The organism is Paraniabella aurantiaca (genome assembly GCF_050309965.1).
Taxonomy (GTDB): domain Bacteria; phylum Bacteroidota; class Bacteroidia; order Chitinophagales; family Chitinophagaceae; genus Niabella.
In genome coordinates this window covers 3,108,970-3,123,569 of sequence record NZ_JBLOSY010000001.1, presented here as the reverse complement: position 1 = coordinate 3,123,569, position 14,600 = coordinate 3,108,970, and the positions used below count along the sequence as shown (strand labels likewise).

At 38.7% G+C, this 14,600-nt stretch carries 14 protein-coding genes; 5 read left to right on the top strand and 9 right to left on the bottom strand.

Annotated features, from left to right (window positions below; all coding sequences use genetic code 11):
* Positions 1-299 precede the first annotated feature (299 nt).
* From ACLOAU_RS13610 to ACLOAU_RS13600, 3 genes are all read left to right on the top strand, one after another.
* A complete protein-coding gene (locus tag ACLOAU_RS13610) occupies positions 300-605 on the top strand; it encodes a hypothetical protein (protein ID WP_427862415.1) in 306 nt (101 codons plus the stop codon).
* 143 nt (positions 606-748) lie between these two features.
* Complete coding sequence (locus ACLOAU_RS13605; protein WP_427862414.1) at positions 749-1,111, top strand: hypothetical protein; 363 nt, start codon at positions 749-751, stop codon at positions 1,109-1,111.
* 108 nt (positions 1,112-1,219) lie between these two features.
* Complete coding sequence (locus tag ACLOAU_RS13600) at positions 1,220-1,642, top strand: lipocalin family protein (RefSeq protein ID WP_427862413.1); 423 nt, start codon at positions 1,220-1,222, stop codon at positions 1,640-1,642.
* 2 nt (positions 1,643-1,644) lie between these two features.
* Here the strand turns inward: ACLOAU_RS13600 and ACLOAU_RS13595 are convergent, their stop codons facing one another.
* Both ACLOAU_RS13595 and ACLOAU_RS13590 read right to left on the bottom strand, forming a co-directional pair.
* On the bottom strand, positions 1,645-2,094 hold the full coding sequence (locus tag ACLOAU_RS13595) for a hypothetical protein (protein ID WP_427862412.1): 450 nt from the start codon (positions 2,092-2,094) through the stop codon (positions 1,645-1,647).
* Between the two features lie 31 nt (positions 2,095-2,125).
* Positions 2,126-2,581: a nuclear transport factor 2 family protein gene (locus ACLOAU_RS13590; protein WP_427862411.1), complete on the bottom strand. Its 456-nt coding sequence runs from the start codon at positions 2,579-2,581 to the stop codon at positions 2,126-2,128.
* A 246-nt stretch (positions 2,582-2,827) separates the two neighbouring features.
* Here ACLOAU_RS13590 and ACLOAU_RS13585 point away from each other — a divergent pair, with 246 nt between their 5' ends.
* Positions 2,828-3,349 carry a DUF4251 domain-containing protein gene (locus ACLOAU_RS13585; RefSeq protein WP_427862410.1) on the top strand — a complete coding sequence of 174 codons (522 nt, stop codon included), beginning with the start codon at positions 2,828-2,830 and terminating at the stop codon, positions 3,347-3,349.
* An 81-nt stretch (positions 3,350-3,430) separates the two neighbouring features.
* Entirely contained in the window at positions 3,431-4,285 is an 855-nt protein-coding gene (locus tag ACLOAU_RS13580; protein WP_427862409.1) for a type 1 glutamine amidotransferase, read from the top strand.
* Positions 4,286-4,539: 254 nt separating this feature from the next.
* On the opposite strand, the gene ACLOAU_RS13575 is transcribed toward ACLOAU_RS13580, so the two are convergent.
* The 7 genes from ACLOAU_RS13575 to ACLOAU_RS13545 form a co-directional block, all read right to left on the bottom strand.
* Entirely contained in the window at positions 4,540-5,148 is a 609-nt protein-coding gene (locus tag ACLOAU_RS13575) for a hypothetical protein (RefSeq protein ID WP_427862408.1), read from the bottom strand.
* A 272-nt stretch (positions 5,149-5,420) separates the two neighbouring features.
* Positions 5,421-6,668, bottom strand: coding sequence for a glycosyltransferase family 4 protein (locus ACLOAU_RS13570; protein ID WP_427862407.1), 1,248 nt, complete (start codon positions 6,666-6,668; stop codon positions 5,421-5,423).
* 5 nt (positions 6,669-6,673) lie between these two features.
* Positions 6,674-7,375, bottom strand: a complete 702-nt coding sequence (locus ACLOAU_RS13565) for a hypothetical protein (RefSeq protein WP_427862406.1) — start codon at positions 7,373-7,375, stop codon at positions 6,674-6,676.
* A 115-nt stretch (positions 7,376-7,490) separates the two neighbouring features.
* Positions 7,491-8,414 (bottom strand): hypothetical protein, encoded by a 924-nt coding sequence (locus tag ACLOAU_RS13560; RefSeq protein WP_427862405.1) that lies wholly within the window; start codon positions 8,412-8,414, stop codon positions 7,491-7,493.
* Positions 8,415-8,500: 86 nt separating this feature from the next.
* The gene (locus tag ACLOAU_RS13555) at positions 8,501-9,847 is read right to left on the bottom strand and encodes an HlyD family secretion protein (RefSeq protein WP_427862404.1); all 1,347 of its coding nucleotides are present in this window, start codon (positions 9,845-9,847) and stop codon (positions 8,501-8,503) included.
* Positions 9,844-12,120 carry a peptidase domain-containing ABC transporter gene (locus ACLOAU_RS13550; RefSeq protein WP_427862403.1) on the bottom strand — a complete coding sequence of 759 codons (2,277 nt, stop codon included), beginning with the start codon at positions 12,118-12,120 and terminating at the stop codon, positions 9,844-9,846. The genes ACLOAU_RS13555 and ACLOAU_RS13550 overlap by 4 nt, the downstream gene beginning before the upstream one ends.
* Positions 12,121-12,839: 719 nt before the next feature.
* Positions 12,840-14,585, bottom strand: a complete 1,746-nt coding sequence (locus ACLOAU_RS13545) for an alkaline phosphatase family protein (RefSeq protein ID WP_427862402.1) — start codon at positions 14,583-14,585, stop codon at positions 12,840-12,842.
* Between the last annotated feature and the right edge of the window lie 15 nt (positions 14,586-14,600).

Sequence of the window (14,600 nt, the reverse complement as noted above, 5' to 3'; positions counted from 1 at the left end):
AACAGACTCAGATTGCTCAGAAAGTTATACATAATATTTTGTTCGAATTTTATTTTTGTAAACCATTTTTAAGAAATTCAAACCGCTTTATTGATCAAAAAATCGATTTGTCCGCCAAATGCAAAATTCAATCAAATTAAATATTTAATTAAATTAGTAATAATTTTATATGACAATGCAACCTGCTTTATTTCAAAAGATTAAATAGCACTGTTTTTGTTATTGTATTGTTATTCTAATAAAATTCTAATCTGCAAGTTTCAAAAAAACGGTGGCTATTTTGTAATTTTGCACAACACATGAAGTTGCGATATCTATATATCATTGCCTGTTTCCTTTTATCGGTATTTGTATCGAAGGAGGTGATTGCAGATGTTCGTCTCATTCATGCTGAACAGAAAGAAATCTGCGATAATTGCGAATCCAGGAGCAGCGAAAAAAGCGCTGAAGAAAGAGGGTTCGAGCAGGAGCAGAAATTGCTTGCCGTTTCTCCCTCCCTTCCTTTACCCGTAGTGAGTACGCTGTTCGATAAAATTGTCTATAAAGCTCCCTATATACCTGCCATTGAACTCGGAATCGTAGTTCCGCCACCTAAAATGGCATAAGCTCTCCTTTACATGTCATTACCGATATAATGATATTTCTTCGCAGCATTTCATGTTGCCACTTACCTGATTTATTAAAACATGTACAGTCACTTATAAGGGCCTTGTACTCATATATATTAACTACAATAAAACCTATAGTCATGAAAAAAGTAATTATTGCATTTGCGGCCATTCTATTCTCAGCTTCTGCGGCTTTCGCCCAGGTAACCGATCCTCAAAAAGTGATCAAGCTGGGTTCCAATGCGCATTTTATAAATGAATTAAATCTGGAACAGGGAAAAGAATATGGATTCCTGGCTAAAGACCTTCAGGAATTGTACCCTTCGTTGGTAAAAGAAAAAAGAATCAGCGAGCGCTTTGGTAAAAATGCCTATCGAACCAAAGTGATCAAAGTAATAGATGAAAAAGCATTAATACCAGCTATGGTAGCTTCTATCAAAAAACAAAATGTTGAGATCAACGATCTGAAGCAAAAAATGATTACGATAGAAAGCAATATGTAGTTTGGATAAATACCAGATCTTTTAAAAAGGCTGCCTCAGGGTAGTCTTTTTTTTTGCCTGCAACTTTTTTAAAAAGCCGAGCGTCAAGTAATTAAAAATGATCCTTTTATGAGAGCCCTAGCATTTTTACTCCTACCCCTGGTAATGTTTGGTTGCACCAAAAACAAATTAGCAAAGTTTAATACCCGTATCGTAGGCAGCTGGCAGCTGGTTGAGATCAACACCTTCGGATTGGGTAGCAGCAATATTGTTTTCAATGGCGGAAGCTTTACTTTTAACAGCGATAATACAGCGAGGTATTATGATCGTAACAACAACTCCTATACCGGTACCTGGTATATAGACGCCTATGTATATACGGACGATGAGGGAGATTCGGAAACTGATTTCATATTAAGTGTAGATGTAAAAGATGGCAGCAAAATGAAATTTGACCGCTTCGAAATTCCCCGTTTTGGTAATTCAAACAGATTTAAAGCTAAAGTAAGAAACGGGTTGAATGTAGTTACTTATGTGTTTGAACGCAGGTGAACTTAAAGGGTTAATACAATGGAGCCTGCTGCCTGGAACCGTTGAGTGTAACCGGGCACAGATACCGGCTGTAATTTTACCACGGGGTTTAAATTTAAAGCCGCTTTTTTATATTTCTTAGCAGAAGCGTTTAATAATATTGAAGTAAGGCCCGATCCGACAGCCACTACTCCAAAACCAAATCCTGCGATACCTTCTTCCAGTCCTGAAAATATCTTATCGGGGTTGTTCCTGCTTCTATTGGCAGCCACCAGGAAAAATACGCCACTGGTAACTGCTGATCCGATAGCTACATACTTAAGGGTGCGGGCAGCTTTCAACTTTCGCTGGGATTTCCTAGCATAGGTTTCATATAGGGATGAAGTACCAGGCAGTGTATCGGTTGTAAGCTTTTGCGCGAGCAATGGAACACAAAAGATACAGGTAAGAATGGTTAGCAGGACGTGTTTCATAATAAGTAGATTTGCTTATAAATATACAGCTTTACCTATCGCCACACTCTTCCTTTCTTTGGGTGTCTATCAGATACTGGATCTTCCAGCCCGTTGCCAATCGTACCAGCTGAAAGGAATTAACCCCACAATGGCTGAATTTGCCTTTGTAATAAAACGAATAAGGAGTCCATACACTGGCTAACGCCCCGTCGATTTGAACAGATTCCAACTTTATCCTTTCGTCTGCATTTCCTTTCGCTTCTTTACTTAAAAATGCAGCAAAGTCATTTACCTGGTCTGTGCGCACTTTAACTGTACCAGATGGCGACATTATTATAGTCTGCAGTATAGCACTATCTGTAAAACAGGTTTTAAGTTGTTTTGCATCTGCATTACGCATGGCATCGAAAAGATTATTGACCACTACCATCACCGAATCACGGCTGCCTTGCGCAGTTATTAAACAAGAATTCAATATAAACAGTATTAAAAACCAGTATTTCATGTGTATGCTTTTTATTGATTGGGGTCACATCCCCGCCTGACCGGACGGGGAGGGAATTTCGCAGTAAGAAAATATTCATTATACCGGTTATGAAAATAAATATTTTCTTATGCTATATTTCACATTGCATATTTTGTTAAAGATCTGTCATAAAAGGTACAATTGGCATCAAATTCTCGTCTAATAAAAGATGTTGCATTTTATGCAATTTTCGACATCTATTAATCTTTATTAAAAATACGAAAGATGAAAAGTTTATTACATACAGGCTCACTTTTTATATTGATGGTACTTGCTTTTTCGTCCTGTGCCTCGCAGAAAACGGCTACAGGCTCCGGGGCGGATTATGCGGCGCTGATCGATAGCCGCAGGTTCACCTTTGAAGCACGAACCGTTATTCCTACAGAAGACAGCCGCTTCAATCCGCGGTTTATGTTTCCCAACGGCAATAATCTCTACCAGCTTAGTTCGGGCTACGAGGTAAAAATTACCCCTGATTCAGTAATCGCCTACCTGCCTTTCTTTGGCCGGTCGTTTACTGCCCCCGTTGATCCTACAAAAGGAGGTATCCAGTTCACCTCTACCGACTTTGACTACCAGCAGTCGATAAAGAAAAAGAATTACCAGATCACTATTACGCCTAAAGACAACCGTGATATCAGAAGCCTGTTTCTTACTATTACACCTTCGGGCTACGCATATGTGCAGGTGTTAAGTATGAATAAAACGCCCATTGCTTTTAATGGCATTATTGAAAAAGATCAATAAATGAGTGTTTTATAAACACCTGTTAGTAAATCTAACGGCCTCCATTCGCCCCGTAAAAATAAAAGGTTGTAAATTTGCCGGATGGTTGATTTAGATAAAAAGCAGGTTCGTATAGCGGTTTTGGATTTAAATGCGGGATATCCCAACCAGGGAATGCGGTGTATTAAAGAGATCGTGCACAGATGGGCTGAAGAAAAAAGCCACTCAATTATTTACGATGTTTTTGATGTAAGGGTAAAGAATGAGTTACCCGACCTCTCTTATGATGTCTATATTTCAAGCGGAGGACCAGGCGATCCGCTGAGTACCCGGTTCGACGACTGGGATATTAACTGGAATCGTTGGTTCAGCGATGTTTTGCGCTGGAACGACAATCCATCTACCGCGGCAAAAAAGTTTGTTTTTTTAATTTGCCATTCGTTTCAAATGGCCAGCCGCCACTTTAATGCGGGCTTGATCTGCAAGCGTAAATCAACATCCTTTGGCGTATTCCCCATGCATGTAATGCCGGAAGCCATTGGAGATCCTGTATTCAGGAACTTAAAGAATCCTTTCTTTGGCGTCGATAGCCGCGATTTTCAGCTGATACAACCCAATCTGGATCTGTTGCATGATATGGGCGCCTATATTACCTGTATCGAAAAAGAGCGCCCGCATGTACCTTATGAGCGGGCTGTTATGGGCATCCGTTTCAGTGAGTATATTTTTGGCACCCAGTTTCACCCGGAAGCGGATGCAACGGGTATGAGCCGGCATTTTCAAAATGAAGAAAAGCGCGAGATGGTGATCAAGAATCACGGAGAAGCCAAATTAACGAGCATGCTGGAGCATCTGGAAGACCCTGATAAAATTCACTGGACCAACAAAAACCTGATCCCCAATTTTTTAAATGAGGCTTACAGCCATTTGATGGTGGAGGAACTGGTGGAGGCATAGACGTTTTAGGTTTTCCCCCTGTTTTGCAGAAACGACTAACACTGTAATTCGTTCGGCTTCAATAAGGCTAGTTGACTGCTGTAAGTACGGCTGCTCGTTGGAATAATCGCATATTTAACCGCCAGGACGCGGCCGACTCAAGATCTTCGATAATTTTTCACCGGTATCGGTGAGCTCTTGTATAATTATATAGCGACTATTATTCTGGATAATATAACCTTGTACAACGCCCCCTTTTTTGTTGTTATATAAGGTTATTTACTTTTTTTGGCAGTTCTTGCAGGTTTGGAAGAAGTTTCTATCGACCGGAGCTTACCTTTAGTTTGCTTTGTAGCAGCGGCCGGTTTTACTCCCCATTTCAGCGCAAGCTGCTTTTGAGCCTGTGCGAGCTCAATGCGGTAATTCAACCAACGCTCCCGGGCCGGGTTACAGGCTTTTAATCGAAACTTACGGGTAAGCCTGCTTTTATTTAATACGGGCAGCAATCCTTTCATCCCTGGCTGGTCCGACAAAACATCCAGGAAATTGTAGCGCATTATTTCCTTATCCAGGATGCCGGCTATTTTTTCCATTTCATTTTTTAACCCAGTCAATTCCTGCTCAGCACGAACGGTTTCCTGATGCAGCCTTTCATCCACTTCTTGTTCATACCTCTGCAATAGCCGGCTTAGCGATGCTGTTTTTTTAACAGGTGCTTTAGATATTTCCAACCATAAAAGCGTTATCCGGGCTTCCATGAGCGATGCTTTAACAGGCAGGTTACGCGCCCCCTTTTCATACAAACTTAGCAGGCTGCGGGAAACGTCTATTAACTGTGCCAAATGGGTTATGGATAAACCCATGCTTTCTCGAAACGAACTCATAAACCGGTGTTTTATAGTTTAAATATAAAACTAAATTTCCTCAAAACTTCACAAACTGTAACGTTTTAGAAAAACATTTTTTTTGTCGTTACAATAATTTGTAACAATTCGGTAATAAAAAAACAAAAACGTTACAATAATATGTAACGCTTTGTGCTGTCCAATTAATTCCGTTACACAAATGTAAATTGAATGCTTACTTCACCTCAATCAGCCAATAGAAATGAGGTGAAACATTGCCATCTTAATCATTATTAGCATCGTTTTGTATGCTATCGAATGGAAGATTCGGCAAGAACTTCCCTGTACACATTATATGTTTTTTCTGCCATGGTACTTGCCTGGTATTTATCCAGGAATAACTGATAACCGTTCTGAGCTATTCTTTCCCGGTACACAACGTCTTCGTACAAATGTTTCATAGCTTTATAAAGAAGGTCCACATATACATAGCCATTGTCGTTAGTCTTCACCTTTTCAACATGCACTCCGCCGCGAAATTCTTCAAAAGCTTCGATATCCGATAAAATTGTTGGCAGCTTTTTGCTTAGCATCTCCAATACCACAAAGCTACTTTGTTCGGTTACGGAGGGCATAATACCTACATCAGCTATATCGTAGTACATGTTTATTTTTTGCTTATCGATATAACCAGTAAAACTGATACTTCCACAAAGATCTGAAGCAAGGCTTATGAACTTGGATAGCTCCGCCCCCCCTCCAACGATTAGTAGTTTACTATTAGGTACTTTTTCAGCTAGTATTCTGAATGCATTAATTAGAATTCCCAAACCCTTTTGCTCAATAAGCCGGCCTACAAATAGAAAAATAAAATCAGATTCTTTATATCCGAATAATCGCCTAACTTCTTTTATAGCATCGACAGTTTTTAAACCATTTAAAGCAACTCCATTCCTAACCAGCGTTATCTTAGTATCCTGGATTTGATAATATAGCCTTGAAAATGTATATCCCTCTTCACTTAAACAAATTACTTTATCGGAAATTGTACAAAGTACTTTTTCCAGATTAATCGACTTAATAAATCTTGAACTAATTATCTCCGGTAAATTGCTTTGCCAATCTTCGTCAAATTTCTTTCTATCGTTGTTATAAAAAACTCTCCACAGAGATATATGTTGGGTAAATACAATTTTGTAATCATATTCTTTCGCCACATCTGCAATTGATTTTTGCAAGAGCGAATTAAGATGAAATATATTTTCATTACTCTCTATTAAATAACCGGATAAAATACAAAAAATAGCACGAGCCATTACAACCGTAATAAGCACTTCTTCAGACTTACTTAGTCTGGAATGTCCAAACCTTATTTTTACAATACTACAATTATCAGCGACTTTACTTACCTCTACACTTCCCTTATCCGAAAAATCTACTTTTATATAATAAATGTTTATGTTTTTAAACTTTGTTACTTCCGGTAATAGATTATTAGCGTAGGTTCCTACACCATGTGCTACAGCACCTGTAGGAGTTTCAAGAAAAAAAATATTCATTTTTACTACAATAGAGACTTATAAAATAACTGCTGAGACTTATATTTATCGTTTTCTATAACCATCTTATCAAGCTCATTATTAATAATTTGTTCTAGTTGAACAAATGTTTGATCGGCATCAATTTTCTGCGTAGGTGTTTCAGGAAGTATAACCGGATAGACGGCCAAATTTTGAAATTGGGGGAAGTGATAAAAGACATCTTGTAACATATCCATAAGATAAGGGTTAATTTTCCTTCCTGAGATATCCTCTACTTGAAAATCAAGTTGATTTAATGCCCCTGATAACAGACTGTCAAGCATGGACTTTTCCTTTTTGCCACAAAGTTGTATGCGCTCATTTAAATAGATTATAATCCAGGAATTCAAAATCGGAGAAATAGATTCTTTATTACGAATAGCATAATGGCATAAATCATCTAACTGTGCAAAAACACGTTTTAAATCAGCTGCCATAAACTGCCACTTAATGCACTTTTGCAGAAAAACACCCATTACAAGTCGGTCTTCAAAAGTATTCGCTTTTTTATTAGCTAATCCTTCAAGTAAGTTTTGGCTTAACTCGAATGCATAATGATTATAAAACTCATTTTGTTTTTGATCTGCTATACAAAAAATCAATAAAATTTTACCAACATAAGTTTCTGTTCTTTTCCAGAAAAAACTTGATTCTAAAATTAATGTGTCTATAATTTCGTTAGTCATTGCATATAAAAAGATGTCGTAGCCTTTGGATAAAATACAAAAAAAAGGAATATAGTATCTCTCCAGATACTATATTCCATATCAGTTAAAATATCTTAAAGTCCCGCCAGCGCTATTAGTTAAAAAGATAAGTATAAGCTTCACCAGGCTCTCCCGAATAATATTTTGCCCTAAACATCGCCCATAGTGCCTGCGCTGACTGTCTTTTATCAACATCGGCTTTATTTGTTATAAAGTCATTCATAGCATCTTCTAATTGTCTTAAAGGTGCAAAAACAGGGCTTCCATAATAAGTATTGGATGAATGGAAAGTTTTATTTGCATTGGCAGGATCCGAATAAAACGCATTCCATTCCTGCAAATATGTATTTCCAGAATTTCTTTCTATACTGTTAAAAAGTTCGGTATTTGCGGCAAGTTCTGCGATCTGGGCTTGCCGCAGCGCTTCTTCACGAGCCGCTTTTTCCTGAGCTGCAATTGTGGCTAATCCAGTATATTCCGTATATACTTCAACAACTGGATCACCGCCAACATATCCAAATGTGAACCCTCCTGTTAGGTCATCAAAATAGCTTTTGGTTGTGCTGGTATAGCTAATAAAGTAATCTCCCGTATAACCACCCCAAAAATTTGTAGTTGTAAGATATGAATCTTCAACAAGGGTAGATCCGTCGTTTAAAGAGTAATACCCGCCTAATACAGAGTCATAATAAACTGCCATAGGAGCACCTCCAGTCCCATAGCCACCCGAATAAGCATCGTATAATGTTCCAACCAAAATAATGTCACCCTCGTCGGTATCTGGATTATATTGTCTGCTGCCAGTGGTACCGTAAGCTGTAGTATAAAAATCGATACTGCCACCTCCATTTGTTAGAGGATCGTTATCCGACACAAATTGACTATACTGTCCGGATATATCAACATCGATATAACCATATACTGTCTTAACCCATGCTCCGCCGACGATAGACTGTTGATCTTCATGGGTAAGCGTTTCAAATTGTTGGTTTATTTCTGAAAGTGTTTTTATACGCATAATTTATAGGCTTTATTTTTAAACAAGTTTCAAGTAAATATAAAAAAACTTTATTATCAAACAGCTTAGTTGCGCAAACGGTTGCACTATCTATTGGTGGCGTATCTTAAGTTATCAAAAAATCTTTCTATCAATTTTCGGTCATTGGCGATAATCTCTGCTGAGCCTTTGGCCTCATAGGTAAAGCTTAGCGTCTTTCCATAATTGGTCATAAATCCGTTATCCAGTTTAACCGAAACCAAGTAGGTTTCCACCTCTCCCTGCGGCGTTTTTTCAATACTGGTTGTTTTAGAAATGCCAGCAACCCTTCCCTTAACTACACCAAATTCGGTATAGGGGAAGTTATTTAATTTCAGAATCACCTCCTGGCTCAATTTCACCTTTCCCGCTCCCAATGCGGGTATAACCACCTGGCCATACGGCTCTTCATTATTGGGGATGATTGTAAAAACAGGCTCTGCGGTTTGAACATATTGCCCTGTTTGCCAGAACTTCAAAAACTGAACCTGCCCGCCAAAGGGAGCTTTTATCGTATACATCTGCTCCCAGGCTTTGATATTGTCTTTTAAATCATTAAAGGCATTAAAAACTGCCAGCTTTAACTCCTTATATTTTTCCACCCCTTGTATCTGGGCCTCTGTAATCTGGCTTTTTACCTGAACCTGCTCTTTCTCGCCCCGGAGCTGCTCTGAAATCATGCCATTTAAATTGGTCTTGCTGCCCAGGTAACTTAAGTTTGATTTTTCCAGATCTGCTTCCGAAAGCACTTTGTCTTTAAATAGTAGAGAATCCCTGCCATATAGTTTTTTTACGATCCCTATATTTGCTTCGGTAGTGGCAACCCTTTCTTTCATATTTTCTGACTCTTTACTTTGCTGAGCCACCAGCTGTTTTAAGCTTTCTACCCGTTTATTATATAACCCACCATCCAAAAAATTTCTAAGTTGAGATACGCTGTTCAGAAAATAGTAATACTTGGTTGTTAATGCGCCCAGCACGATGGTGTTGGGAAATTCTCCTGTACTTATTCTATCACCCAATATATTAGGATCATGCCGGTCGAGCAGCTGTCGTACTTTTTTAATGGATTCTATAGATACCGGCGATTCAATATAGGCGATTACGTCACCTTCCTGTACGGTGTCAAGCGAATGCCTGATATTAAGGATGAGTTTACCCGAAGTGTTGGCTACCAGTTTTACCGGCGCAGTGGCTGTGTTAATAGTTACAGAGCCGGTTATTACATCCGGATATCTTATAGTAAAACCAAATAGCACCATTAACAATAACATCAATATTATTATTCCGGCAACAAAATAGCCGAATCGCGTAGGCATCCGGTCAATAATATCCTGGACTTCTTCCGTACGTTCACCCGCAAATTTTTGTTCGTCAGATTGCTGCTGCTCTACAGGCAATAATGTATCACTCATGAATTAGGGGTATTATTTCCATTAACACTTAATTTATCTGAACCAGGCAATTCGAAACCTTGCTGATAAGGAGCGGCGCCATTCCCTAAATCCATTTGAGACTGAACTAATTGAAAATACCTTCGGCCTACCTTCATTAATGACTCGTGGTTTCCCTGTTCAACAATTCTACCATCCTGCATCACTATAATCTGGTCTGCCTTCCGTATTGTACTTAATCGATGCGCCACAACTATTACTGTTTTATCTTTAAAAACCTTATCCAAAGCTGTTACAATTTTTTGCTCATTCACCGTATCTAATGCGTTGGTTGCCTCATCAAAGAAAAGATAATCAGGGTCTTTATACAGCGCCCTGGCTATCAGTATTCTTTGCTTTTGGCCTCCGCTCAAACCACGCCCCTGCTCTCCCATCATCGTTTGATACCCCAAGGGCAGGCGTTCTATTTCTGCAGCGATATTGGCTGTATCCAATGCCTTTTTCAGCTTGTCGTAATCTATTTTTTCATCGTCCAAAACAATATTATTGAGGATGGTATCATTAAATATTTTGCCATCCTGCATTACAGCGCCACACTTATCTCTCCATTGTTTGAGACTTATATTGTTGACGTTCATACTCCCCATCATAATATCCCCATGACTTGGCTTATACAGCCTTAGCAGTAATTTTAATAAAGTAGATTTTCCGCTGCCACTGTCACCAACTATAGCTGTTACTTTTTTTTCGGGTATGAAAAGCTGAATCCCCTTTAATACCAGCGAGCTGTTAGGTGTATACTGGAACATTACATTATTTAATACAAGGCTTTTGTTTTGCGGTAGATCTATAGGATTGGAGCCTACGTCCTGGTGCTCGTCTCTTAATTCGTGTATTTCATTTAATCGCAAAAAACTAATCTTGGCAAATTGAAAAGCTATAATAAACTGGATAAACTGCTGAACAGGACCATTAAGCATTCCAATTATAAACTGGGTAGAGATCATTACACCAAAAGTCATGTCCCCCTGAATTACAGCTTTTGCACAAAAAAAAGTGATCGCCAGGTTCTTGATATTATCAATAAACTGCGCGCCGGATGTTTGCGTATTCGTAACACTTAATGACCGGACATTTACTTTGTATAGTCCGGCCTGTATATTCTCCCATTTCCAGCGCTTCTCCTTTTCATAATTATTGATCTTAATATCCTGTATTCCCGCTATAGTCTCTACCCAGTAACTTTGATTTTTAGATACTAATTCAAAGTATTCCCAGTCTAACTTTTTTCTTATTGCAAGAAAACCAAAAACCCAGAGCACATACAACAAACTTCCTGTGAGAAAAATCGCAAATACGATCTTATTGTAAAAAAGAAGAATGATACCAAATACAAAGAAAGTTAATGTAGAAAATATCATATTCAGTGAGTTATTCATAATAAAACTCCTGATACGCTCATGATCATTTGCGCGCTGAAGTATGTCTCCCGTTGACTTATTTTCAAAAAATGTGATGGGCAATACCATCAACTTTATAAGGTAATCTGAAATAAGCGCTATGTTTACCCGGGATGTAACATGCAATAAGACCCAGTCGCGCACCATATTTGACAATAAAATGCAGACATAAATAGTTATGTTGGCTATCAATACCAAATTAATAAAATCGATATCCCGGGTCTGAATTCCAACGTCGATTACTGCTTTTGAAATGAACGGCAAAAATCCCTGGAGAATGGTAACAATAAGCATTACAATACCCAGGGTTACAAAGCTTTTTTTATACGGCCTGAAATAATTAATGAAATTGGAAAAGGTTCTCGTCCTATTTGAATGCTCATTTTTTTTACCATTGTAAAATTCCGGACGGGGTTCCAAAACCATCACGACACCTTTATCCGGGTCTGATTTTTTGACCCATTTTTTTTCGAAAGCATCTTTATTGTATTTCACTAGTCCCTTAGCCGGATCTGAAACGTAAAACTGCTTTGCTTTGGGACTGGCTTTATATACAACAACAAAATGATTATTGTTCCAATGAATGATGGCAGGTAGCGGTAAGCGCTGTAGCAGGTCATCAACGGTTGCTTTTACCGAAAGGCTTCTCATACCTATGGCTTCGGCTGCATGGCTAATATCAAAAAAAGAAACACCCTCTTTGGTGATACCACACTTATCTCTTAAGTACTGCAATGAGTAATACTTACCATAATGTTTTGCGATCATTTTTAAGCAGGCAGGCCCACAATCCATCAGGTCTAGCTGTCTGTCACAGGGAAAGCGTTTAAGCATATTAGCTGTATTTCAAATTCAGTTTTGTAAATGTAAAAATTAGAACAACCCCATTTTCATTTTGTGCAAACGATTGCTCAAAAAAATTCTCCGTGTAATACTATTTATAAAAGAAATTTTGGTATTGCTCATACAACTCCAGTTAGATTGTTGCACTGTTACGAAAGGCTACAGATGGGCCAACATATGCAATGCTGGCATCTACAACGGTAACCAACTGGAAGCGGTTAGGAAAATTCGATTGCCCGGTAGCGTACAGCTGACTATAGTAATTATCCTTAAATGGTGCATGTAATAAACAAAAAAGTATTATAATAAAAGTGCATCATCGGCTATAGACCTTACAACAGCATCCCGTTGATCGCTTGCGAGGTCATTCAAGGTATTTCCAGATGAAAGAACCGTCGCATAAATGTTGAACCTTTATTTGCTAATATCAAACATAACCAAGGCTTCAGTCGCTTTACGCTTGGGATGAGGAAAAGTACAGATAAAAACAGAACTTAAAGCGATAGCGCATATTCTGAAGAATTATAAAAGCAAAACAAGTTCTTTAAAAGCTGTCTTAATTTTTAAATCTTATATCATACAATCAGCAACGTAAAATCTGAAAAAATGTAAACTCAACCCCACAAAATGAGAAAGCCGTCTCAATCGCTTTTGAGACGGCTTCTTTCTTCTTTACAAAATATTCGAACTTTCTTGTAGATAAAAATACATTAGATCTTTATAAACTCGCTTTCAAAAGGCGTTAACCATATATTTCCTTCCAAAGACCAGGTAGAAGGAACTGGCAATTGAAGCCAATAAAAGATCTGGGCTGACACATCCACATTTCTTAAGAACAAAGTCGTTTTACCGGCAGGTGGATTAGGAGTAAATGTGCACGGATAGTTGGAAGTAATTTCCCATTTAAAAGGACCCGTTAAAGTAAAATTCTTGTTCGTGTTGATTTTATTGGTCATGATATTTCCCAACCCGTCGTTGCAAGGCCAAAAGCCAATTAAATTATTAAACTGTGTGGCCTTATAATCCGTACATAAGCTAGACGTAATTTCCTGGTCTGTTAAAGCTGTTTTAAAGACTTTAATGTCTGCAATATTGAAATTTGCGCCACCGTAGCTATCTTTTTGTACAGCGATGGTGAATGGTGTGCCTTGTGACACAATCGTTCCCCCACCAAACCCTGTTATATCCCGATTGGTTCCGTCTGGAATACGCACTCCATCTGTAAATCGTTTTACCCACCTTTTGGATGCGCTATCATAAAATACAAAAGTTAATGTATGCCAATCGTTGTCGCTGATATTTTTATTAGGTGCTGATTCCTGTATTCTTCTTTCGCCGGAGGTACCACTTTTGATACTCAATCCCCAATTGCTACCACTTGTAAAAATACTCCAACCTCCAATACCGCTTGCCCATGCACCGTTCCATTTGGAGAACACGTGGGCATATGACGGCAGAGAGCCTCTAACTTTAAATTGTACTGAAAACTGGCCGGTTTTAGGCATGTATTCATCGTCGGGATCATTTAATGAGGCTGTTATAGTATTGCTTTGAACTTTTATTGAGCTAAAGGATCCAGCGCTCGTGAATTCCTGTTTTTTAAATGCCTTGTTGTAATATAAGGTAGGCACCAGTGTTTCTCCGTCGGAGGAGCCGCCATAAGTTTTATTAACGCCTCCATGAGTCCCGGTTATAACAACCAACCAATCTTCGCTGCTATTATAAAGTGGCCTGGCTTTCAGCGTATTCATTATCTCACCTATATATCCATCCACTGTTTTAAGGGAAGCTACATATTCAGCAGAGCCCGATGAAAAATTAGCTGCACTGGAAGGATCGACAGCAAGTTTAGCTGGGCCGTTAAAATTAACTACTACTACTTTAGTATTCCCGTTTTTTAAAATACCTATTGCAGAATCCTTTACTGCCGCATCATTGTTCAGAACTGCCTTTGTCTTCGACTCGTTGGCTACACTGCTCACCATTTTACCCCAGCTTGATAAAAATGCAGTAGATGCATTAAAGATTCTGGAACGTAAAATGAAGTAATAGAAAGAGGGATAGTTGGACTGCGTTGTAGAGCCATTATCATCATGATCGCCGGCACTCCCCTGTGCGGTAGAAAAATTGCTGTCTGAAATATTATGTGTACTGTAAGTAACGCCAGACATTAATGTCTTCCATGCCGAAGCATCTTTGGAAATGATATCTGATTTGGCGTCCCAGGCGTATTTGCCGTTCTCCATTAAAGCTGTATAGTTGGGAGTAGCGGCCGTCTTAAACGCATCTGACTGGAGGCCATCTATAGCAATCACTAATACGCGCCTATCTTTGGCTACCAGCGATGAATCGTAGGGTTCAAAATAAGGTGGATTATCTGAGTACTTTTTACAGGATGTAAAACCCAGGGCTGATAAAAGCAGCACAAAAACACCTACATACAAATATTTTATCATAACTCTAATTTTCTG